We start from the raw sequence: 21364 nt of genomic DNA, 5'->3' as shown, positions 1-21364 counted from the left end.
TCGGGGCCATCACCGAACAAGGAGTTCAACGGTGGAGATCAAGAAGTTTGCGGCCACAACAGCAATGGCGGGTGCGCTGGGCTTATCGGCATTCGCACTGGGTAGCGGCCTCGCGCAGGCAGACCCGGGACCGAAATACCCTGGTCCGCCGAATCCGCCCGGGCCGGTCATCTCGAATTGGGCGCCGGGCGACCCGCCCGGACACAACCCGTTCGGCCCGCCTGGACAGGTGAAGAAGGACCCGACGATTGGCGTGCTTCCGAACCCGTTCTATGGCGTTCCGCCGGGACACTGGGATGACCCGGCACGTCTCAACATCCCCGACGTCTGGCTGCCGCCGGTCGAACTGAGGCCGGACTTCCCGGACCTTGAGCCGCTGAAGGTCGAGTGGAACGCCGAGGCCAATGCATTTGGAGTGTTCCTGGAGAACGGCGTGTTCATCGCTTACCGATGAGGTGACAGGCCTCCACACAGCAGCCGCCCTGCCCAACGGCAGGGCGGCTGTTGCACCTTCGGAGTCGTTGAGGCACACCTCCTAACTGGGACCCAGGACGCGCCGACCGGGTTACGCTGACCTGGTGAAACTCGGTGAAGCCTCGCTGTGACGGCGACGCCGGTGTTCGGGGTTCTAGCCCCGCTCACTGTCAGTCCGGTTGACGGCCAACCGTTCGATCTCGGCGGCTGCGCGCGATGCTCGATAGTTGGGCCGATCGCACCGCCGGCGTAGAAGAACTGGTCGCCGAGTGCCTTTCAAGTCCTGAGACGACACCGCCGTTTCTTGTCAGCGTTGCGGCGAACGTCGCCGCGTTCGTCGTGCTCTGGCGGTTCGATTTCGACGCTGCCCGCGGGTGGCAGCAGTGGGCCGCGCCCTACCAGAACGACGACAATCCGTTCAGCAGGATCTACGGGCCTTGCCTGGCGGGTATGGCCGCGCGCGAACAGCTCGACGACGGCGCTGAGCGCTGTTTTCGCGAGGCGCTGCAGCTGGCCGAAAGCTACGGGGGGATCAGGCATTCGGATGCGGCGCTACTCGCCGGCGGACTTCTCGGTGAATTGTTGTTCGAACGCGGCGATATCGACGAGGCCGGCCCGCTGCTGGACGAATGCTACGAGTTCGGGTCATCAGGCGGCACAGTCGAGTTCCTGATTCTGCGGCATGTCGTGAGCGCGCGAGTCAGGGCGGCGCGCGGCGACCTCGAAACCGCAGCGGTGCGCTTGAATGAGGGAGTAAGCGTCGCAACGACGCTGGGGCTGCCACGGTTGCGCGCGCATGTCCACAACGAACTCGCGCGGCTCGGGCTGCCGATCGTCGACCCACCAGGGCGAGCCGACCACGGCGGCGCTCTGCCCGACGGGGGCTGGGTGAGGCCACCGCCCAAATTCGCGACGAAACCCTCATCCGAGCGTTGTTGGTCGTTCAACCAGATCTCGCCTGTCAGCAGGCTGCGCAGTGGGTGGAACGGCTGGCGCCGCAAGGACGTCCGCGCGCTCTGCGTCAGGCCAGAACCCTGTTGGCAGAGGCGATGGCCGCGGCGAACAGAACCGAAGAGCAGATTCTCGCAGCTCACGACCCAGCCTGAACCGCCCACAACCGCGCTGCAACGCAACTGCAACACCGGTTCGCGACGGTGGCTCTGTCATCTCATCACTGCATTCGCGGGGGAATCAGCCGATGAGCAAGTGATCGACTGAAGGAGAACCAAGATGAAGAAGTATTCGTTGTGGGTGTTCGGCCCCACTGTGATCGCCGTGGCGATCGGTGTGCTCGTGCCTCCCGCGGTGTCCCAGGCCGAAAAAGTTTGGGATGTCGCGGAATACGACTCATGCACGGCAATTTACGACGCGCGTTACGAGCTCGGAGACATCAGCTACGACGCGTGGGTTACGGAAACCGCAGGGTGTTGCGAGGAGTCAGGCGGCGAATGGAACGAGGGCGCCCAGAAGTGCGAGGCGCCCCCCGCGACCGCACAGACCGCGCCGAAGAGCCCTGGTGAAGTCGTCCAGGCGCCCAGGGCGGGAACGGCCGGTCCGGGCCAGAACCCGGAGCGCACGGGCGACGGCACGTTCGAGGTGGTGCCGATCGGCCCCGGCGGGCCGGTCCTCTTCAATCCGTAGCGGCCCGGAGACACTTGTGGCGCCGGCTCCTAGGCCGGCGCCACAAGGTCGTTACGGGTTACGCGTCAGTCAACGCGTCCGAGATCGGCGTCGGTGTCACTTCCACACCGCACTGACTCGAGATCTGCGCGACCGGCTGGTTGATGGCCTTCAGCTCGGACTCGACCTGCGGGTTCTGCGCGAAGTAGGCGCGGAAGTCCTGCGTGGCCTGATCCTGCGGCTTCGCGGCGATCTCCGTCAACGCCTCGTTGGCCTCGGGGTTCGAGGCGAGGTAGGTGCTCGTCGATGCCGACACCGTGCTCGAGGTGTTGGCAATCGCGCTCACACTGCAGGTGTTGTCCTGCGTCGGCGCCGGAGCCGGCTGCGCATTGGCAACCGGTGCCACGATCGCGGCGGAACCGAAAGCAAGCAGGCCGCCGGCGAACATTCCGTACAGGCCGCGTCGAACGGTCGTTGCGGACAGGTTCATCGAATCACTCCTTTGGTCTGCGACACGGTGGCCGCTCCGTAATGCGTAACCGGCCCGGGGGGCGGGCTAAACAGCGCCAGTACAGACGGCGTTTTTCGGGTGTCAGCAAGCCCCAGCGCTCGCCACCAACGGGTTGATCGCACGCATCCGGTGCGTGCAAACAACCCGCTAAGCGCCCGCGCCGACGCTGAAACCGCACTTCACGCTGGCGAGCAACCCGATCACGTCCCCGACGAGAACCCTCAGCTCACGCTGGCCAGCGCGAACGGCAGCACCTCGGGCGCCCCGGCCGATCTGACCAGTCGTGATGCCATCGTCAGCGTCCACCCCGTGTCGGTGACGTCGTCGACGAGCAGCACCGGACCGTCGAGCCCAGGCAGATCCGGGATTTCCCACGCGCCGTTCAGCGCGGCCACGCGGTAGGCCGAGTTCGCCGCGGTCACCGGCCTACGCCCGGGCGCATAGCGGAGCACACCCAGGTCGGTCAGCCGGCCGAGCCGGGCGAGTGCCCGGGCCAGCGACGTGATCAACAGCGGATGCGTCTCGGAGTCGAGCCCCATCACCGCGGTCGGGCGGTTCTTCCAATCCCACGCCGCCAGCACCTGCACGGCGGCCTGCACCACGTCGTCGGACGCCTCGGCATCCGGTTCGTCGAGCAGCCGCCGCAGCCGCGCGCCCCAACCGAGATCGGTCAGCCTTCCGATCGCTCGACCGGGTTCCGGACCGTCGGAGATCTTGCCCTTGAGGTCCAACCCGAGAACGCCAAGCCCCGAGGGCCACTGTTTGCGCGGCGTCAGTTCGATCCCGGGCCGCATGAGCCGCGTGCGGGTGTCCTCCACGGCGGCGGCATCGACCGTGGCGTCATAGCGCGAACCTGTGCAGTTGTCGCAGCGGCCGCACCGCTCTCCCTCGGCCAGTTCGGGGTCATCGAGCTGAGCGCGCAGGAACGCCATGCGGCAGCCGTCGGTCACCTGATAGTCGAGCATCGCCTGCTGCTCACGTTTGCGCGCCTCGTCGAGATTGCGATAGCGGGCATCGTCGTACACCCACTCCCGGCCCGTTCCGACCCAGCCGCCCTTCACCCGCCGCACCGCCCCGTCGACATCGAGCACCTTCAGCACCATCTCCAGCCGCGTCCGGTTGAGGTCGACCATCGGCTCCAATGCGGCCGTTGACTGCGGCCGCTCCGAATCCAGGGCACGAATCACGTTGCGCACCATCGCTTCCGACGGGAACGCCACCGACGAGAAGTAACGCCAGACATCCTGATCCTCACGGCCCGGCAGCAGGATCACCTCGGCGCTGGCCGTCGACCGGCCGGCGCGGCCCACCTGCTGGTAGTACGCGATCGGCGAGGACGGCGCACCGAGGTGCACAACGAATCCGAGGTCGGGTTTATCGAAGCCCATACCGAGCGCCGACGTCGCGATCAACGCCTTCACCCGGTTGGCCAGCAGGTCGGCCTCGAGTTGTTCGCGCTCGGCGGCTTCGGTCGAGCCGGTGTAGGCCGCAACCGCATGGCCTCCTTCACGCAGCAACGCGGCGAAGTCGTGCGCCTGCGCGACGGTCAACGTGTACACGATCCCGGAGCCGGGCAACGAATCAAGTTGTGCAGCAAGCCAAGCCGCGCGTTGCGCAGGGTTGCCGGCGTTGACGACCGACAGCCGCAACGACTCGCGGTCCAGTCCGCCCCGCAGCACCAAAGTGTCGCCGCCGCCGACGCCCAACTGGGCCGCGACGTCGTCGACCACCCGGTCGTTGGCGGTGGCGGTGGTTGCCAGCACCGGGATGTCGGCGCCGAGTTCGGCGATCAAAGTGCGGATCCGCCGGTAGTCGGGCCGAAAGTCGTGGCCCCAATCGGACACGCAGTGTGCCTCGTCGACGACGACCAGCCCGGCGTCGTGCGCCAGTGCGGGCAACACCGCATCGCGAAAGTCGGGATTGTTCAACCGCTCTGGGCTGACCAGTAGCACGTCGAGTTCGCCACCGCGTACCCGCTGGTGGATCTCGTCCCACTCGGTGACGTTGCTGGAGTTGATGGTGGCGGCGTGCACGCCGGCGCGGTCGGCGGCGGCGACCTGGTTGCGCATCAACGCCAGCAGCGGCGAGACGATCACCGTCGGGCCGTGGCCTGCGGCGCGCAGCAGCTTGGCGGCGATGAAGTAGACCGCGGACTTGCCCCAACCGGTGCGCTGCACGACCAGTGCGCGGCGGCGGTAGACCACCAGCGCCTCGATCGCGGTCCACTGGTCGTCACGCAGCACGGCCTGCGGACCGGCCAGCTGCTCGAGGATGTCCTGGGCCTGCGCGCGGTTGGTCACCGCTTCATCGTGCCCCGAGGGTGCGACAGTTTCGACCCGGTGTGATGAAGGGGTTGCATCCGGGCCTAAAGGGTATTCGACGCCTGTGTCCCTAGGCCGAGAGCGGGTATGACGATGGTCCGGTTCCGGTGTCGCTGCGGAAATGGTTACGGCACAACACGACAAGCGCATTCAATGTTCGACTGCCCGGCTGTCGCCGAATGTCCGAAGCGTCGCCGTGACGCCCGCGAACGTGGGTTACCCGCACGCCAAATCGCGATCAGACGTGCGGGTAACCCACGTTCGCGCCTCTGAGGGAACCGCACATTGACCGTTTTCGCGCAGGCAACCCCCGCCGTCGGAGGTGTGGCCGGCTGGGCGGTGTCGCTGATGGAGCGGCTCGGCGGCATCGGCGCCGGGGCTGTCATCGCCGCGGAGAACGTCTTCCCGCCGCTGCCGAGCGAGATCATCCTGCCGTTGGCGGGTCTGTCCGCCGCGCGAGGCGAGATGGCGCTGTGGGAAGCCATTGTCGGGACCACGGCAGGTTCCGTGGTGGGCGCCATCGTGCTGTATCTGGTCGGCGCCCGCCTCGGACGCGACCGGGTCCACCGGTTGGCGCGGCGACTGCCGTTCTTCTCCGGTGACGACCTGACGCGAAGCGAGGCGTGGTTCCGCCGCCACGGATCTCGGGCGGTGCTGTTCGGGCGCATGATCCCGGTGGTCCGAAGCCTGGTCTCGGTTCCCGCCGGGATCTACTGCATGCCGTTCGTCCAATTCCTCGCACTGACGACGGCGGGCAGCGCGGCCTGGAACAGCCTGCTCGTGGTCGCCGGCTATCAGTTGGGCGACAACTGGGAAACCGTGTCCACCTGGACATCTCGCTACCAGTACGCGGTACTGGCCGTCGCCGCTGCCCTGATCGCGGTGTGGCTGGTTGGGAAGCGGCGCAGCCGAGCCGGCTAACCCTCGCTCCAGCGTCTTATTGGGACACGACAAGCCAGATCGCGGCGAAGTGACAAGCCGCGGCGACGGCGGTGCACGAATGGAACAGCTCGTGGTGACCGAACGTGTGCGGCCACGGGTTCGGCCACCGGGCGCCGTAGAACAGGGCTCCGATGTTGTAGAGCACCGCGCCTGCCACCAGCAGCGCCACCGCTGCGAACCCGGCGCCGTGCAGCAGCACCTCGGCGAACCAGACGGCGACGTAGCCGAGCATCAGATACAGCGGCAACCCGACCCATCGGGGCGTCGACGGCCACAGCATCTTGAGCACCACGCCGGCGGTCGCCCCCATCCACACGATGGTCAGCATGATCACCCCACTGCGCGGCGGCATGGCGATCAGCGCCAGCGGGGTGTAGGTGGCCGCGATGAACACGAACACCGCCGAATGGTCAAGACGCATCATCCACTTCTCGGCGGCCGCGGACACCCAGGTCACGCGGTGGTACGTCGCACTGACGCAGAACATGGCGACCATCGCGACGACGTAGACGAGCGCGGCCCCGCCCGCTCGCGGTGACCCGGCGGTCCATGCGACCGATACGAGCGCCGCCCCTGCCACCGCCGCGATGCCAGCCGCACCGAGATGGATCCAGCCGCGGGCGCGGGGCTTGAGGTCGGCGACGCGGGCCGCGGCGGCGACTGCCGTCAGGTGGTCGCTCAGGGCATCTCCGTCGTCAGAGGCGATCGAACCGGAAAGGACCGCGCGATCGTGAGCGTAGTACCGCCCCGGGTGCGACGGCTGCAGGCGAGCTAGCCGGTCTTGGCGGCGTCCTGTTCGCGCTTGATCTCCAGCGCGATGTCGATCAGCTGATCCTCCTGGCCCCCGATCAGCTTGCGCTGGCCCGCACGGTGCAGCAGCTTGTGCGCGGGCACGCCGTAGCGCTCGGACTGGCGGATGGCGTGCTTGAGAAAGCTGGAGTACACACCCGAGTAGCCCATGATCAGCGCGTTGCGGTCCAGCAGGCACTCGGCCGGCATCGCCGGTGCGACAACCTCCTCGGCCGCATCGGCGATGTCGAAGAAGTCGATACCGGTCTTGACACCGATCTTGTCGAACACGCCGATCAGCGCCTCCACCGGCGCGTTACCCGCACCCGCGCCGAACCGGCGGCACGACCCGTCGATCTGCTTGGCGCCCGCACGCACTGCCTCGATCGAGTTCGCGACACCGAGGCCGAGGTTCTCGTGGCCATGAAAACCGACTTGCGCATCGTCGCCCAGCTCCGCCACCAGCGCCGCGACCCGGTCCCGTACGCCTTCGAGCACCAGGGCGCCCGCTGAGTCGACCACGTACACGCACTGACAGCCGGCGTCGGCCATGATGCGCGCTTGCTTGGCGAGCTTCTCCGGCGGGATCGTGTGGCTCATCATCAGGAAGCCGACGGTCTCCAGGCCCAGTTCGCGGGCCAGCCCGAAGTGCTGGATCGAGACGTCGGCCTCGGTGCAGTGGGTGGCGATCCGGCAGATCGAGCCGCCGTTGTTCTGCGCCTCCTTGATGTCCTCCTTGGTCCCCACGCCCGGCAGCATCAGGAACGCGATCTTGGATTCGGTGGCCGTCTCGGCGGCCAGCTTGATCAGCTCCTGCTCGGGGGTTTTCGAGAAGCCGTAGTTGAAGCTCGACCCGCCGAGACCGTCGCCATGGGTCACCTCGATGACCGGCACACCGGCGGCGTCCAGGGCCGCGACGATCGCGTGCACTTCGTCCTTGGTGAACTGGTGCCGCTTGTGGTGGCTGCCGTCGCGCAGCGACGTGTCCGTCATCCGGACGTCCCAGATCGGGTTGAAGTAGATCTCCTGCGTGCTCATGCCTGGCCTCCTGCCTGCACAGCCAGCGATTCCTTCGCGATTTCCTCGCCGACCTTGGCCGCCGCGGCGGTCATGATGTCCAGGTTTCCAGCGTAGGGCGGCAGGTAGTCGCCCGCACCCTCGACTTCGATGAACGTGGTGACGACGTGCTGACCACCGTTGACCACCGACGGCTCGTCGAACTGCGGTTCGTTGAGTAGCCGGTAGCCGGGCACGTAGGTCTGCACCTCGGCAACCACATCCTTGATCGACTGCGTGATCGCGTCGTGGTCGGCGTCCTCGGGGATCGCGCAGAAGATGGTGTCGCGCATGATCATCGGCGGCTCGGCCGGGTTGAGGATGATGATCGCCTTGCCCCGCTGGGCGCCGCCGATGTTCTGCACACCAGCGCTGGTGGTCTTGGTGAACTCGTCGATGTTGGCGCGCGTGCCCGGGCCGGCCGACGCCGACGACACCGACGCCACGATCTCGGCGTAGGGCACCTCTACCGCGCGAGAAACCGCGTACACGATCGGGATGGTCGCCTGCCCGCCGCAGGTGACCATGTTGACGTTCGGCGCGTCGAGGTGATCGCGCAGGTTGGCCGGCGGGATCACACCGGGCCCAATGGCCGCGGGTGTCAGGTCGATCGCGCGGATCCCGGCGTCGGCGTATTTCGGCGCGGCGTCTCGGTGCACGTAGGCGCTGGTGGCCTCGAAGACCATGTCGGGTTTCTCGCTTTGGGCCAGCAGCCAGTCGACCCCTTCGTGTGAGGTCTCCAGCCCGAGCTTGCGGGCGCGTGCCAGGCCCTCGCTCTCCGGGTCGATGCCGATCATCCAGCGCGGTTCCAGCCACTCCGAACGCAGCAGTTTGTACAGCAGATCGGTGCTGATGTTGCCCGACCCGACGATCGCGACGCTTGCTTTAGGCATGACGCTCCTATTCGAAACTCAGATGGACCGAGCCGAGCCCGGCGAAGTCTGCGACGTAATCGGCGCCGGGGGTGGCGTCGAACGCCTTGGTGCACGAGCCGGGTAACACGATGTCACCGGCCTTGAGGCGGACACCGAAGCTGTCGACCTTGCGCGCCAGCCACGCCACCGCGGTCACCGGATTACCCAGCACCGCGTCGCTGCGGCCCTTCGCCACCACCTCGCCGTTGCGGGTCAGCACGGCGTCGATCGCGGTAATGTCGATGTCCTTCGGCGAAACCCGGTTCTCGCCCAGCACCCAGCCCGCCGAGGACGCGTTGTCGGCGATGGTGTCGCAGAGTTTGATCTTCCAGTCAGTGATGCGGGTGTCGATCAACTCGATGGCGGGTGCGAAGGCGGCCGTCGCTGCCAGGACGTCGTCCTCGGTGCAACCTTCACCGGGCAGATCGTCGGCCAGGATGAATCCAACCTCCACCTCGACGCGGGGATAGAGGTAGTCGGCTGACTTGACGGGGGTGTCCTCGTGGACGGCCATGTCGTCGAGCAGGTGGCCGTAATCGGGTTCGTCGACGTTCATCATCTGCTGCATGGCCTTCGATGACAGCCCGACCTTGTGGCCGATGACCGTGGCGCCTTCGGCGACCCGCTGCCGGATGTTGAGCAGCTGTATCTCGTAGGCATCGACCACGTCCATGTCCGGATGACCGTCGGTCAGAGGCGGGATGGCAACCTTGCTGCGCTCGGCCTGGGCGAGATCGGCGGCGAGCTGCTGGCGCACCTGATCACTGAGCATCCTTATGAAGTCCCCTTGTTCTGTTGACCGGCGCGGTTGTGGGTCGGCCGGGCAATTCTATAACGTGTTCTACATGACTGGTCAGGAGTACGACGTCATTGTGGTGGGCAGCGGCGCAGCCGGTATGGTCGCCGCGCTCACCGCAGCCCACCAGGGACTTTCCACAGTAGTCGTCGAGAAGGCTCCGCACTACGGTGGTTCCACTGCGCGGTCAGGTGGTGGCGTCTGGATCCCGAACAACGAGGTCCTCAAGCGCGACGGCGTCAAAGACACTCCCGACGCCGCCCGCACGTACCTGCACCACATCATCGGCGACGTCGTCCCCGCCGAGAAGATCGACACCTATCTCGATCGCGGCCCGGAGATGTTGACCTTCGTGCTCAAGCACTCACCGCTCAAGCTGTGCTGGGTGCCGGGCTACTCCGACTACTACCCCGAGACCCCGGGCGGCAAGCCGACGGGTCGTTCGGTCGAACCGAAGCCCTTCGATGCCAAGAAGCTAGGTCCAGACCTTGCCGGGCTGGAGCCGCCCTACGGCAAGGTCCCGCTGAACGTGGTTGTCATGCAGCAGGATTACGTCCGGCTCAACCAGCTCAAGCGGCACCCGCGCGGTGTGCTGCGCAGCCTTAAGGTCGGCGCGCGCACGATGTGGGCCAAGGCCACCGGCAAGAACCTGGTCGGGATGGGCCGCGCGTTGATCGCGCCGCTGCGCATCGGCCTGCGCGAAGCCGGTGTGCCGGTTCGACTGAACACCGCGCTGACCGACCTCTATGTCGAGGACGGTGTCGTGCGCGGCATCTACGTACGCGATGCCAGCGCACCGGAATCCGCTGAACCCGAACTGATCCGGGCCCGCCGCGGCGTCATCCTCGGCTCGGGCGGCTTCGAACACAACGAGCAGATGCGGGTCAAGTACCAGCGTGCCCCGATCACCACCGAATGGACGGTCGGCGCCAAGGCCAACACCGGCGACGGCATCATCGCGGCCGAGAAGTTGGGCGCTGCACTCGATGTCATGGAGGACGCCTGGTGGGGGCCGACGGTGCCGCTGGTCGGCGCCCCGTGGTTCGCGCTGTCAGAACGCAACTCGCCGGGCTCGATCATCGTCAACATGGCGGGCAAACGGTTCATGAACGAGTCGATGCCCTACGTCGAGGCATGCCACCACATGTACGGCGGGCAGTACGGCCAGGGTCCGGGGCCCGGCGAGAACATCCCGGCTTGGCTGGTGTTCGATCAGCAGTACCGCGACCGTTATATCTTCGCCGGTTTGCAACCGGGACAGCGGATTCCGAAGAAGTGGTTGGAATCGGGCGTGATCGTCACGGCGGGCACGCTCGAGGAACTGGCCGAAAAGACCGGCCTGCCGGTCGATGCCTTCAAGGCCACCGTCGAGCGCTTCAACGGCTTCGCGCGCTCGGGCGTGGACGAGGACTTCAGGCGCGGCGAAAGCGCTTACGACCGGTATTACGGCGATCCGACCAACAAGCCCAATCCGAACCTCGGCGAGATCACGCATCCGCCTTACTACGCGGCCAAGATGGTGCCCGGCGACCTTGGTACCAAGGGCGGCGTGGTGACCGACGTGCAGGGCCGTGCTCTGCGCGACGACGGCTCGGTGATCGAGGGACTCTATGCTGCGGGCAATGTCAGCGCTCCGGTGATGGGCCACACCTACCCGGGCCCGGGTGGGACCATCGGTCCGGCGATGACGTTCGGATACCTTGCAGCGCTACACATCGCCGGAAAGGCTTGACGCATGCCCATCAATCTCGACGAGGCGCTCGGCGCCGAGCTTCCCGCGGCCGAGTTTTCCTGGACCAGCAGCGACATTCAGCTCTACCACCTCGGGCTCGGCGCAGGTGCCGACCCGATGGACAAGCGCGAGCTGCGCTACCTGACCGACGAAACGCCGCAGGTGCTACCGACATTCGGCAACGTGGCGCAGAGCTTCCACATGACGGACCCACCGACGGTGCAGTTTCCCGGTATCGACATCGAGCTTGCCAAGGTGCTGCACGCCAGCGAGGCGGTGTCGGTTCCGGGCCCGATTCCACAGTCCGGGACCGGTATCGCCGTCACGCGCTTCACCGACATCTGGGACAAGGGCAAGGCCGCGGTCATCTGGTCGGAGACCACGGTGACGGCGCCCGACGGCACCCCGTTGTGGACTCAGAAGCGCTCGATCTTCGCGCGCGGCGAAGGCGGTTTCGGCGGCGAGCGGGGACCGTCGGGGTCTTCTGAGCCTCCGCAGCGCGCACCGGACTTCGAGATCGCGATACCCACGTCGCCGCAGCAGGCGTTGCTGTACCGGATGTGCGGGGATCGCAACCCGCTGCACTCCGACCCCGACTTCGCGGCCGCGGCGGGATTTCCGCGCCCGATCCTGCATGGGTTGTGCACGTACGGCATGACGTGCAAGGCGATGGTCGACACCCTGCTCGACGGTGACACCGCGCGGGTGGGCAGCTACGGTGCGCGGTTCGCCGGTGTGGTGTTCCCCGGCGAGACGCTAAAGGCCAGCGTGTGGAAGGAGGGCGACGGCTTTGTCGCCACCGTGACCGCACCTGAGCGCGACGATGCGGTGGCTCTCGCCGGTGTGGAGCTGACTCCGGCCTAGTGCGTCGCTTTCATTCGCCGCGTGGTGCAGTGCACTTTGCACCATGGTGGACTTAATTTCTCACGGTCGAATCCGCCACGCCTCGGCGACGAAATAGCGTGTTTGCCGTTTAGTTCGAATATTCCTGAAACACAACGCCATATGTCTTACGTGCACGAAAGTTCGATTGCTGTGGGCGATTAGTTCGGATCGTATTACGAACTGCTTCAACCGATCCGGATTACCCAAACAATTCGCGGCCTGATAGTTTTCTGCGTTGACCATCCCAATTGTCGGACGAGTCAGGAGCACATCATGAAGATCAGCAAGATCAGCAGCATGTTGGCAGCAACCGCGACGGCGGGATTCATCGCGGCACCTTTTGCAGCCGCCGAGCCCGAGGCCACGCCGCCGGCCGGGCCGACAGTTCAGACCCAGACACTCGGAACCCAGGGCAAGTTGGTCGACGGCGCCGTCATCCAGGGCTGGACGATCGCCAACCTCCAGCCCAGTAGCGACGTCATCCCCTTCCCGGTGACCGGCACGCTGTGGGAGGCAACGGCGACAGACCAGGCGATCCAGGGATCGGCGACGCCGATCGTGGCGAATCTGGTTGCCCGGGCCGCTGACGGCCAGACGTACCGCTCGCTGTTCGAAGTTGCCACACCGCAGGGCGTGAACCCCTCGACGTTGGCTCAGGGACAGGAGACGTCCGGCAAGGTCTACTTCGACGTCACCGGCGCGACGCCCGACAGCGTGGTCTACAACGCCGGCGGACAGGATCTGTTGGTGTGGACCAAGCCGGCCACAAGCTCGAGCACGAGCACGTCCTCGCCGTCGACGTCGTACGGCACCGGCAGCACCGCACCCGCGGAGGCACCGGCGACCGAGGCTCCGGAGGGCACCGCCGCCGCACCGGAGGGCACCACCGCCGCACCGGCCGCGACGGGCGCCGAGGCACCCGAGGGCAGCCAGGGCACCCCGATCGCCGAGGGCAGCCAGGGCACTCCGATCGCGCCGGCTGAGGGCACCCCCGCACAACCCGCGCAGGGCGTCCCCGCACAACCTGCGGAGGGCACCCCGGCACAACCCGCGCAAGGCACCCCGGCCCCGGCCGGCACCGAGGGCGTTGCGCAGCCCGCGGGAAGCCAGGGCACCCCGCTGCCCGCAGGTGACCAGGTGCAGACCCCGACCACCTACACCCCGGTCCCGACTCCGTAAGCGGATCGCCTACCGGTCATACGGTCAGCGTCGTCACGAGTGCGATGACCACCACGCGTACAGCCGTGGAAAGGTCGGGCCATCCGGCCCCGCTTGGACGGCGCTGACCGTCTTTCTCTCCTCGTCGGTCCAGACCACGGTCGGTTGACCGTCCACGAGGCCGCAGTAGAGCTGTCCGCTGACGCTGTCCGGCGTGGCGTTGCGCCGCCACGGTCCCGGCGACTGGATATTGCCGGGGCAATCGACTCTGTTAGCGGCCGAGATCGTCTCGTTGAAGACCTTTTCGAGCCCCATGCTGTCTCCGACGAGGCTGAATGTCGCCGACACCGGGCCGTCGGGATCGTCGTTCTGGGCGCATTTCACCTGCGACAGAACACCTTCGGGTGCCTGCGTCGGTTCACACGCGCCGGCGCGGTAGCCCTTCGGCAGCAGTCGGAGCAGCCGCGCATCGTCCTCGGACGTGGCCGTCGGCTGTGGCTGGGTGGTCGCCGCGGGTTCCTCCGCTTGGGCAGGTTGGGCGTTGTCCTGGGACGGCTGTGTCAACCAGAAGATCACTGCGCCGACGGCGACGACGACACCGACGACCGCGGCACCGATGACCACGGTCTTTGCGCTGGACCGTCGCTGCACCTGGCGCGGAGACACCGTCAGCGGCTCGTCGTACCGGCGGCCCCAATTGCCCTGACCGGCAGAGAAATCCGGATCACGGTCGTCCGACTGAGGCGGCCTTGGCGAGTTCACACCTCAGAGGGTAATAGGCGGAGCGACCCCAGCCGCACGCCGATCAACCCAGGATCAGCCCGGATGTCGGGACACCGGTACCCGCGGTGACGAGGACGTGCTCGACATTCGGAACCGGATTGACCGATGTCCCCCGCAGCTGGCGAACGCCCTCGGCGATCCCGTTCATGCCGTGGATGTACGCCTCGCCCAACTGGCCGCCGTGGGTGTTGATCGGAAGCCGCCCGCCGACTTCGATCGCCCCGTCCTTGATGAAGTCCTTGGCATCGCCCTTGTCGCAGAACCCGAGCTCTTCCAACTGGATCAGGGTGAACGGGGTGAAATGGTCGTAGAGGATCGCGGTCTGGATGTCCTGCGGCTTCAGCCCCGACTGCGACCACAACTGCCTGCCGACGAGCCCCATCTCGGGCAGTCCCAACTCCGGTCGGTAGTAGCTGGTCATCGAGTACTGGTCCGGGCTGGAACCCTGCGAGGCCGCCTCGATGACCGCTGGCCGGTGTTTGAGGTCCTTGGCCCGCTCGGCGGATGTCACGACCAACGCGACACCGCCGTCGGTTTCCTGGCAGCAGTCGAGAAGCCGGAGGGGTTCGGCGATCCACCGCGAATTCTGGTGATCCTCGATGGTGATCGGCTTCTCGTAGAAGTACGCCTTGGGGTTTTTTGCGGCGTGTTTGCGGTCCGCGACCGAGATCATGCCGAAGTCCCTGCTGGTCGCGCCGGACTGGTGCATGTACCGCCGGGCGATCATCGCGACCTGCGCAGCCGGCGTCGACAAACCGTGCGGATAGGAGAACGAGTTGTCGACGCCGGTCGAGTCGGCGTTCTCGACCAGGCGCATCTGCACCTGGCCGAACCGGACACCGGATCTCTCGTTGAACGCGCGGTATGCCACAACGCAATCCGCGACACCAGTCGCTACGGCGATCGCCGCCTGCTGAACGGTCGCGCAGGCAGCGCCACCTCCGTGGTGGATCTTGGAGAAGAACTTCAACTCGCCGATGCCCGTCGCCCGCGCGATCGCAACCTCGGTGTTGGAGTCCATCGTGAAGGTGACCATGCCGTCGACGTCGGCGGGTGTCAGGCCCGCATCGTCGAGCGCGTCCAGCACCGCTTCGGACGCGAGCCGAAGCTCGCTGCGGCCGGAGTTCTTCGAGAAGTCGGTGGCGCCGATGCCGACGATCGCCGCCTTCCCCGACAGTCCACTCGACATCAGGCGTTCCCTCCGATAACGAGTGTGGCGGTGGCGATCACGTGGTCGCCCAGGCTGTTGCTGCCGACAATCTTCAGCGTGATCAGCCCGTCGTCGATCCCGGTCACCTCACCGGAGAACGTCACCGTGTCGTAGGCGTACCACGGCACGCCCAGCCGAAGCGAGATGGATTTGATGACCGCGGTCGGGCCCGCCCAGTCGGTGATGTACCGCTGCACCAGGCCGGTGTCAGTGAGGATGTTGACGAAGATGTCCTTGCTGCCCTTGGCCTGCGCCTTGTCCCTGTCGTGATGGACATCCTGGTAGTCACGGGTGGCGATGGCCGTCGACACGATGAATGTCGGGTCGCCGTACAGGGCGAGCTCGGGGAGCTTGGTACCGACCTCGACTGCGGGTGCGCTCACGCTGTGCCCTCCTCGTCAGGCTCCCACGCGTAGAGCGTCCACGCCGGACCGGAGTCACCTTCGGGGAAGTCGATATACGTTGCGCGAACCGGCATTCCGATCTCCACGGTGGCCGGGTCAACGTTTCGGAGCTGCCCGAGCATCCGCACACCTTCCTCGAGCTCGACAAGGGCGATGACGAACGGCAACGTGCGACCGGGCACCTTCGGCGCGTGGTGCACGACGAAACTGAACACCGTGCCCTTACCGCTGGCGACGACGTAGTCGGTCGGCAGGTCTTTGTCCTGCCAGATCGCGGGTATCGGAGGATGCACCAGCGTGCCGTCGTCGCGCTTCTGGATGCGCAACTCATGGGCATTGACGCCGTCCCAGAAGAACTTGGTGTCGCGGGACGAGGCCGGCCGCATCATCATGTCCGCGTCCAGATCGTCGGGCACCGGCGCGCCCGCGTCTTTCTCGGCGGGCTTGAATTTCATGATGCGCCAAACCATTTCGGCGACACCCTCGTCGCCCACCTGCCAGGTGATGAGTTGGTTGATGAAGTATCCCTCACCCAGCGCTGTCCGCTTCGGGCCCACAACGTCTGTGATCTCAGCGTGGATGCTGACCTCTTCGCCCGGGCGCAGATACCGGTGGTATGTCTGCTCGCAATTGGTGGCGACCACGCCAACGTAGCCGGCATCGTCGAAGAGTTGCATCATCTTGGTCAGCGGATCATCGTCCGAGCGGCCCTGACCTAGCCCGCCCATCGTCCACACCTGGATCATCGCCGGCGGCGCCACGATGCCGGGGTGGCCCGCGGCCCTGGCCGCTGCCTCGTCCACGTAGACGGGGTTCCGGTCACCGATGGCGTCGACCCAATGGTGGATCATTGGCTGATTGACCGGATCTCGACCGGTGCGCGGCTCGCTCTTGCCGTCCGCCTTGATCTTCTCGATGTCCGCCCTCAGGTCGGCGCTCACCGCGGAACCCTCGGCACCTTCAAGCCTGCGGCCGCGATCATCTCCCGCATCACCTCGTTGACACCTCCACCGAACGTGATCACCAGGTTCCGTTTTGTCTGCGAGTCAAGCCATTCCAGCAGTTCGGCGGTCTCCGGCTCGGCCGGGTTACCGTACTTGCCGACGATCTCCTCGGCTAGGCGCCCGGCGTACTGGATCCGCTCGGTGCCGAACACCTTGGTGGCTGCGGCGTCGGCGACGTCGATGGTCTCCCCCGCCGCGGCGACCTGCCAGTTGAGCAGTTCGTTGATGCGCCACATCGCCTTGAGCTCGCCGAGTGAGCGCTTGACATCGTCGTGATTGATCGGAATGGCGCCGTTGCCACCGGGTTTCGACGCCCACGCGTGCACGTGGTCATACAGGCTGGCGAATCGGCCGGCGGGTCCCAGCATCACGCGCTCGTTGTTCAGCTGGGTGGTGATCAGCTTCCACCCGGCGTTCTCCTCGCCGACGAGCATGTCGGCCGGCACCCGAACGTCGTTGTAGTACGTCGCGTTGGTGTGGTGGGCGCCGTCGGACAGGATCATCGGCGTCCACGAGTATCCGGGGTCCTTGGTGTCGACGATGAGGATCGATATCCCCTTGTGCTTCACCGCTTCCGGATCGGTGCGACACGCCAGCCAGATGTAGTCGGCGTCGTGCCCGCCGGTGGTGAACACCTTCTGCCCGTTGACGATGTACTCGTCGCCCTGGCGCACGGCCGTGGTGCGCAGCGAGGCCAGGTCGGTGCCCGCTTCGGGCTCGGTGTAGCCGATCGCGAAGTGAACCTCGCCCGCGAGGATCGCTGGCAGGAACTTCTTCTTCTGCTCTTCGGTGCCGTACTGCTGCAGCGTGGGCCCGACGGTCTGCAGGGTGACGGCGGGCAGCGGTACGTCGGCCCGCTGCGCCTCGTTGACGAAGATCGACTGTTCGATGGGCCCAAAACCCAAGCCGCCGAATTCCTTCGGCCAGCCGACGCCGAGCTTGCCGTCCGAGCCCATCCGTTTGATGACCGTGCGGTACGCCTTGCCGTGGCGATCTTTCTCCATCTCCTTGGCCTCTTCCGGGGAGATGAGACTGGAGAAGTACTCGCGCAGTTCGGCCTGCAACTGCTTCTGTTCGGGCGTCAGTTCGATGAACATTCCTATTTCCCGTCCCCTCGCTCGCCCAGTGCGGCTCCCACCAAGTCGAGCCGGTGTGACGGACCACCCACGAGGCGGGCGAGGTCCTTGATCGAGGAGTAGTAGCGGTCCATCGGGTAGGCGATGTCCATACCCATGCCGCCATGCAGGTGATGGCAGAGCTGCATCACCGGAGGCGCCTGCGAGGCCAGCCAATATCCGAGGATGTCGATATCGTCGTCAGCGTCGCGGCCTTCGGACAGTCGCCAGGTCACCGAGTTAGCCGCCAATGTCAGTGTGCGCGAGGCGATGTAGACCTCGGCGAGCTGCGCAGCGACGGTCTGGAAGGTCGACAGCGGCTTGCCGAACTGCTCGCGATTGGCCACGTAGTCGGCGGTGAGCCGCAGCGCGCCGGCGACCAGCCCCGAAGCCAACGCACCGATCGCGGCGAGGGCCAGCTGATTGATCCGTCGCGGCTGCGCGCCCTCGAGCGTGCCGTCGACGGCGGCATCGGTGAACGTCACCGCGTACTCGTCACCGTGGTTGGAGGTCGGCGTCTTCGTCACCACCACGCCGTCGGCCTTCGGCGACACCACCACCACGGCGGTGTCGGTGGTGACGACGAGCCAATCCGCCTGTTCCGCATAGGGAACGGCGACCTTCGTACCGTTGAGCCGGCCATCGGCGAACGTGACCGCGGGCCGATCCGGTAGCGGCGCCCCCGACTCGTTGAGCGCGGCCGAGAGGACTGCGCCTTTGGCGACCCCGGACAGATAGCGGTCCTGCTGCTCGTCGGTCGCCGATTCGAGAAGGGGCAACAACCCCAGACCCAGCGTGGCCAACGCGGGGCTGATCGTGGCGTGCCTGCCGATCTCGGTGAGCGCGGTGGCCACCTCGGGCAGGCCGACGCCGTCGCCGCCGAGACGCTCGGGAACCGCCAGGGCTGTCACGCCGCCGGACACCAGTGCGTCCCAGCTGTTGTCCCGGGTCAGCACCGAGGTCACCACGTCGGCGACAGCCTGCTGCCCTTCGTCTGGACTGAAGTCCACCCGAATCCTCCTTGATACCGGGAAATTTCGCGGTCGCTACAACTTACGTCGTCAGCTGTTGGTGACCGGGCACTTTCCGGTGTAATCCACCTGCCAGTGCTTGATGCCGTTGAGCCAGCCCGACTTGAGCCGCTCGGGCTCGCCGATCGGCTTGAGATCGGGCATGTGGTCGGCGACCGCGTTGAAGATCAGGTTGATGGTCATCTTCGCCAGGTTCGCGCCGATGCAGTAGTGCGCGCCGGTGCCACCGAAGCCGACGTGCGGATTGGGATCGCGCAGGATGTCGAACTTGTGCGGGTTCTCGAAGACCTCTTCGTCGAAGTTGGCCGAGCGGTAGGACATCACGACCCGCTGCCCCTTCTTGATCTGCACGCCACCCAGCTCGACATCCTCCAACGCGGTGCGCTGGAAGGCCGAAACCGGGGTGGCCCAACGCACGATCTCGTCGGCGGCGGTCTCGGGGCGTTCGCGCTTGTAGAGCTCCCACTGGTCGGGATTCTGCGAGAACGCGATCATCCCGTGGGTGATGGAGTTGCGGGTGGTCTCGTTACCGGCGACCGCGAGCATCACGACGAAGAAGCCGAACTCGTCATCGGAAAGCTTCTCGCCTTCGATGTCGGCCTCGATCAGCTTGGTGACGATGTCTTCGGTCGGGTTCTTGGCCCGCTCCTCGGCCATCTTCATCGCGTACTGGATCAACTCGAACGACGACACCGCAGGATCGACGTCGGCGTACTCGGGGTCTTCGCCGGCGGTCATCTCATTGGACCAACGGAAGATCTTGTCGCGGTCGTCCTGCGGGACGCCGAGCAGTTCGGCGATGGCCTGCAGCGGAAGTTCGCACGAGACCTGTTCGACGAAGTCGCCGGAGCCCTCGGCCGCGGCGGTCTCGGCGATCTTCTGCGCCCGAGAACGCAGTTCGTCTTCGAGCCGTCCCACGGCGCGGGGCGTGAAGCCGCGCGAGATGATCTTGCGAAGACGGGTGTGCTGCGGCGCGTCCATGTTCAGCAGGACGGCCTTCTGCAAATCGATGGCATCGCGCGTCATGTCCTGCGGCCAGACCGGGATGGCGCCGTCCGGTGAGCTGCCGAAGACGTCGTTGCGCTTCGAGACCTCTTTGACGTCGGCGTGCTTGGTCACCAGCCAGTAACCCTTGTCGCCGAAGCCACCGGTGCCACCCGGCACGTCGACCCAGTGGATCGGCTCGGACTTGCGCAACTCGGCCAGCTCTTCGACGGGCAGGCGCTCCAGGTTCAGGCTCGCGTCGAGGAAGTCGAAGTCGGCTGGGATATTCGGGCAAGGCATGGGGGAAGCTCCTCCGCAACAGTTATTGCAACATGTTCTAGTGCCAGTAAAACATGCCTTCTGCGCAGATAAAAGGCAGGTCATCAACGCCGCTTGTCAGAGTAATGAAACGTGTTCTAGCCTGACGGAATGGGTAACCCTGTCATCGTCGAAGCCACCCGTAGCCCCATCGGTAAGCGCAACGGCTGGCTATCCGGTCTACACGCCACCGAGTTGCTCGGCGCCACCCAGAAGGCCCTCGTGGAGAAGGCCGGGATCAACGCCGCTGATGTCGAACAGGTCGTCGGGGGCTGTGTCACCCAGTACGGCGAACAGTCCAACAACATCACCCGGGTGAGCTGGCTGGTGGCCGGCCTGCCCGAGCACGTCGGCGCGATGACCGTGGACTGCCAGTGCGGCAGCGGCCAGCAGGCCAACGGGCTCATTGCCGGATTGATCGCAGCGGGCGCCATCGACATCGGCATCGCCTGCGGTATCGAGGCGATGAGCCGCGTCGGCCTCGGCGCCAACGCCGGCCCCGACCGCAGCATCCTGCGGCCGGCGTCGTGGGACATCGACCTGCCCGACCAGTTCACCGCCGCCGAGCGGATCGCCAAACGGCGCGGGATCACCCGCGAGGACATCGACCAGTTCGGCTTCGAGTCCCAGCGCAAGGCCAAGCAGGCATGGGCCGAAGGCCGGTTCGACCGCGAAATCAGCGGCATCGAGGCTCCCGTGCTCGACGAGCAGAAACAGCCCACCAGTGAGCGCCACGTCGTGACGCGCGACCAGGGCCTACGCGACACCACCCTCGAGGGTTTGGCATCGCTGAAGCCGGTACTCGAGGACGGCATCCACACCGCCGGCACCTCGTCGCAGATCTCCGACGGTGCGGCCGCCGTGCTGTGGATGGACAGTGATGTGGCCAAAGCCCACGGCCTGCGCCCGCGGGCGCGCATCGTGAGCCAGGCGCTGGTCGGCGCCGAACCGTACTACCACCTCGACGGGCCGGTTCAGTCGACGGCGAAGGTGCTCGAAAAGGCCGGTATGAAGATGGGCGACATCGACATCGTCGAGATCAACGAGGCCTTCGCCTCGGTCGTCCTGTCGTGGGCCCGGGTACACGAACCCGACATGGACCGCGTCAACGTCAACGGCGGCGCGATCGCGCTCGGCCACCCCGTCGGCAGCACCGGCAGCCGGCTGATCACCACCGCCCTGCACGAGTTGGAGCGCACCGACAAGAGCACCGCGTTGGTCACGATGTGTGCCGGCGGTGCGCTGTCCACAGGCACGATCATCGAACGGATCTAGTCGCACCTCCTGCCCGAAACCGTCGGACAGAGAGGCAGTTTG

At 66.3% G+C, this 21364-nt stretch carries 21 protein-coding genes; 8 read left to right on the top strand and 13 right to left on the bottom strand.

Going from position 1 to position 21364, the window contains the following annotated elements:
- Positions 1-31: 31 nt before the first annotated feature.
- From CEX88_RS14855 to CEX88_RS14845, 3 genes are all read left to right on the top strand, one after another.
- Positions 32-454: a hypothetical protein gene (locus CEX88_RS14855; protein ID WP_094294041.1), complete on the top strand. Its 423-nt coding sequence runs from the start codon at positions 32-34 to the stop codon at positions 452-454.
- A 236-nt stretch (positions 455-690) separates the two neighbouring features.
- On the top strand, positions 691-1692 hold the full coding sequence (locus CEX88_RS14850) for a hypothetical protein (RefSeq protein ID WP_094294040.1): 1002 nt from the start codon (positions 691-693) through the stop codon (positions 1690-1692).
- 12 nt (positions 1693-1704) lie between these two features.
- The gene (locus CEX88_RS14845; protein ID WP_094294039.1) at positions 1705-2115 is read left to right on the top strand and encodes a hypothetical protein; all 411 of its coding nucleotides are present in this window, start codon (positions 1705-1707) and stop codon (positions 2113-2115) included.
- A 58-nt stretch (positions 2116-2173) separates the two neighbouring features.
- Here the strand turns inward: CEX88_RS14845 and CEX88_RS14840 are convergent, their stop codons facing one another.
- Positions 2174-2584 carry a hemophore-related protein gene (locus CEX88_RS14840; protein WP_094294038.1) on the bottom strand — a complete coding sequence of 137 codons (411 nt, stop codon included), beginning with the start codon at positions 2582-2584 and terminating at the stop codon, positions 2174-2176.
- A gap of 242 nt (positions 2585-2826) precedes the next feature.
- Entirely contained in the window at positions 2827-4905 is a 2079-nt protein-coding gene (locus CEX88_RS14835) for a RecQ family ATP-dependent DNA helicase (protein WP_094294037.1), read from the bottom strand.
- 306 nt (positions 4906-5211) lie between these two features.
- On the opposite strand from CEX88_RS14835, the gene CEX88_RS14830 reads away from it, so the two are divergent.
- Positions 5212-5847, top strand: a complete 636-nt coding sequence (locus CEX88_RS14830; RefSeq protein ID WP_318284619.1) for a DedA family protein — start codon at positions 5212-5214, stop codon at positions 5845-5847.
- A 16-nt stretch (positions 5848-5863) separates the two neighbouring features.
- Here CEX88_RS14830 and trhA read toward each other — a convergent pair whose 3' ends face one another.
- The 4 genes from trhA to CEX88_RS14810 all read right to left on the bottom strand — a co-directional run bounded on the left by trhA (position 5864) and on the right by CEX88_RS14810 (position 9399).
- Positions 5864-6550: a PAQR family membrane homeostasis protein TrhA gene (gene trhA / locus CEX88_RS14825; RefSeq protein ID WP_238382078.1), complete on the bottom strand. Its 687-nt coding sequence runs from the start codon at positions 6548-6550 to the stop codon at positions 5864-5866.
- A gap of 89 nt (positions 6551-6639) precedes the next feature.
- The gene (gene dmpG / locus CEX88_RS14820) at positions 6640-7695 is read right to left on the bottom strand and encodes a 4-hydroxy-2-oxovalerate aldolase (RefSeq protein ID WP_094294036.1); all 1056 of its coding nucleotides are present in this window, start codon (positions 7693-7695) and stop codon (positions 6640-6642) included.
- Positions 7692-8606, bottom strand: coding sequence for an acetaldehyde dehydrogenase (acetylating) (locus CEX88_RS14815; RefSeq protein WP_066841104.1), 915 nt, complete (start codon positions 8604-8606; stop codon positions 7692-7694). The genes dmpG and CEX88_RS14815 overlap by 4 nt, the downstream gene beginning before the upstream one ends.
- A gap of 7 nt (positions 8607-8613) precedes the next feature.
- On the bottom strand, positions 8614-9399 hold the full coding sequence (locus CEX88_RS14810; RefSeq protein WP_094294035.1) for a 2-keto-4-pentenoate hydratase: 786 nt from the start codon (positions 9397-9399) through the stop codon (positions 8614-8616).
- Positions 9400-9472: 73 nt separating this feature from the next.
- Here CEX88_RS14810 and kstD point away from each other — a divergent pair, with 73 nt between their 5' ends.
- The 3 genes from kstD to CEX88_RS14795 all read left to right on the top strand — a co-directional run bounded on the left by kstD (position 9473) and on the right by CEX88_RS14795 (position 13219).
- Positions 9473-11155, top strand: a complete 1683-nt coding sequence (kstD, locus tag CEX88_RS14805; protein ID WP_094294098.1) for a 3-oxosteroid 1-dehydrogenase — start codon at positions 9473-9475, stop codon at positions 11153-11155.
- Positions 11156-11158: 3 nt separating this feature from the next.
- Positions 11159-12019, top strand: coding sequence for a MaoC family dehydratase (locus CEX88_RS14800; protein ID WP_094294034.1), 861 nt, complete (start codon positions 11159-11161; stop codon positions 12017-12019).
- A gap of 294 nt (positions 12020-12313) precedes the next feature.
- Positions 12314-13219: an MPT63 family protein gene (locus CEX88_RS14795; protein WP_094294033.1), complete on the top strand. Its 906-nt coding sequence runs from the start codon at positions 12314-12316 to the stop codon at positions 13217-13219.
- 33 nt (positions 13220-13252) lie between these two features.
- Here the strand turns inward: CEX88_RS14795 and CEX88_RS14790 are convergent, their stop codons facing one another.
- The 7 genes from CEX88_RS14790 to CEX88_RS14760 are packed head-to-tail and all read right to left on the bottom strand — an operon-like array spanning position 13253 to position 20029.
- Positions 13253-13960 (bottom strand): hypothetical protein, encoded by a 708-nt coding sequence (locus CEX88_RS14790; RefSeq protein ID WP_094294032.1) that lies wholly within the window; start codon positions 13958-13960, stop codon positions 13253-13255.
- A 43-nt stretch (positions 13961-14003) separates the two neighbouring features.
- Positions 14004-15170 carry a lipid-transfer protein gene (locus CEX88_RS14785; protein WP_094294031.1) on the bottom strand — a complete coding sequence of 389 codons (1167 nt, stop codon included), beginning with the start codon at positions 15168-15170 and terminating at the stop codon, positions 14004-14006.
- Entirely contained in the window at positions 15170-15574 is a 405-nt protein-coding gene (locus tag CEX88_RS14780) for a MaoC family dehydratase (protein ID WP_094294030.1), read from the bottom strand. The genes CEX88_RS14785 and CEX88_RS14780 overlap by 1 nt, the downstream gene beginning before the upstream one ends.
- Entirely contained in the window at positions 15571-16536 is a 966-nt protein-coding gene (locus CEX88_RS14775; RefSeq protein ID WP_094294029.1) for a bifunctional MaoC family dehydratase N-terminal/OB-fold nucleic acid binding domain-containing protein, read from the bottom strand. Before CEX88_RS14775 ends, CEX88_RS14780 begins: the two co-directional genes overlap by 4 nt.
- Positions 16533-17696, bottom strand: coding sequence for an acyl-CoA dehydrogenase FadE29 (gene fadE29 / locus CEX88_RS14770; protein ID WP_094294028.1), 1164 nt, complete (start codon positions 17694-17696; stop codon positions 16533-16535). The genes CEX88_RS14775 and fadE29 overlap by 4 nt, the downstream gene beginning before the upstream one ends.
- Positions 17697-17698: 2 nt before the next feature.
- A complete protein-coding gene (locus tag CEX88_RS14765; protein ID WP_094294027.1) occupies positions 17699-18724 on the bottom strand; it encodes an acyl-CoA dehydrogenase family protein in 1026 nt (341 codons plus the stop codon).
- Between the two features lie 51 nt (positions 18725-18775).
- Positions 18776-20029: a cytochrome P450 gene (locus tag CEX88_RS14760; protein WP_064399222.1), complete on the bottom strand. Its 1254-nt coding sequence runs from the start codon at positions 20027-20029 to the stop codon at positions 18776-18778.
- A 129-nt stretch (positions 20030-20158) separates the two neighbouring features.
- On the opposite strand from CEX88_RS14760, the gene CEX88_RS14755 reads away from it, so the two are divergent.
- A complete protein-coding gene (locus CEX88_RS14755; protein ID WP_094294026.1) occupies positions 20159-21322 on the top strand; it encodes a steroid 3-ketoacyl-CoA thiolase in 1164 nt (387 codons plus the stop codon).
- Positions 21323-21364 lie beyond the last annotated feature (42 nt).

The sequence above is a fragment of the Mycobacterium neumannii genome, assembly GCF_002245615.1.
GTDB classification, from domain to species: Bacteria; Actinomycetota; Actinomycetes; order Mycobacteriales; family Mycobacteriaceae; genus Mycobacterium; species Mycobacterium neumannii_A.
Note: the sequence above shows the minus strand (reverse complement) of the source record. Positions and strands in the feature narration are given on the sequence as shown.

Excerpts from the sequence above, each read along its gene's own strand:
- CEX88_RS14845 (WP_094294039.1), top strand. The coding sequence starts at position 1,705 with ATGAAGAAGTATTCGTTGTGGGTGTTCGGCCCCACTGTGATCGCCGTG.
- CEX88_RS14840 (WP_094294038.1), bottom strand. The coding sequence starts at position 2,584 with ATGAACCTGTCCGCAACGACCGTTCGACGCGGCCTGTACGGAATGTTC.
- CEX88_RS14795 (WP_094294033.1), top strand. The coding sequence starts at position 12,314 with ATGAAGATCAGCAAGATCAGCAGCATGTTGGCAGCAACCGCGACGGCG.
- CEX88_RS14785 (WP_094294031.1), bottom strand. The coding sequence starts at position 15,170 with ATGTCGAGTGGACTGTCGGGGAAGGCGGCGATCGTCGGCATCGGCGCC.
- dmpG (WP_094294036.1), bottom strand. The coding sequence starts at position 7,695 with ATGAGCACGCAGGAGATCTACTTCAACCCGATCTGGGACGTCCGGATG.
- CEX88_RS14760 (WP_064399222.1), bottom strand. The coding sequence starts at position 20,029 with ATGCCTTGCCCGAATATCCCAGCCGACTTCGACTTCCTCGACGCGAGC.
- CEX88_RS14800 (WP_094294034.1), top strand. The coding sequence starts at position 11,159 with ATGCCCATCAATCTCGACGAGGCGCTCGGCGCCGAGCTTCCCGCGGCC.
- CEX88_RS14815 (WP_066841104.1), bottom strand. The coding sequence starts at position 8,606 with ATGCCTAAAGCAAGCGTCGCGATCGTCGGGTCGGGCAACATCAGCACC.
- CEX88_RS14810 (WP_094294035.1), bottom strand. The coding sequence starts at position 9,399 with ATGCTCAGTGATCAGGTGCGCCAGCAGCTCGCCGCCGATCTCGCCCAG.
- fadE29 (WP_094294028.1), bottom strand. The coding sequence starts at position 17,696 with ATGTTCATCGAACTGACGCCCGAACAGAAGCAGTTGCAGGCCGAACTG.
- CEX88_RS14850 (WP_094294040.1), top strand. The coding sequence starts at position 691 with ATGCTCGATAGTTGGGCCGATCGCACCGCCGGCGTAGAAGAACTGGTC.
- kstD (WP_094294098.1), top strand. The coding sequence starts at position 9,473 with ATGACTGGTCAGGAGTACGACGTCATTGTGGTGGGCAGCGGCGCAGCC.
- CEX88_RS14755 (WP_094294026.1), top strand. The coding sequence starts at position 20,159 with ATGGGTAACCCTGTCATCGTCGAAGCCACCCGTAGCCCCATCGGTAAG.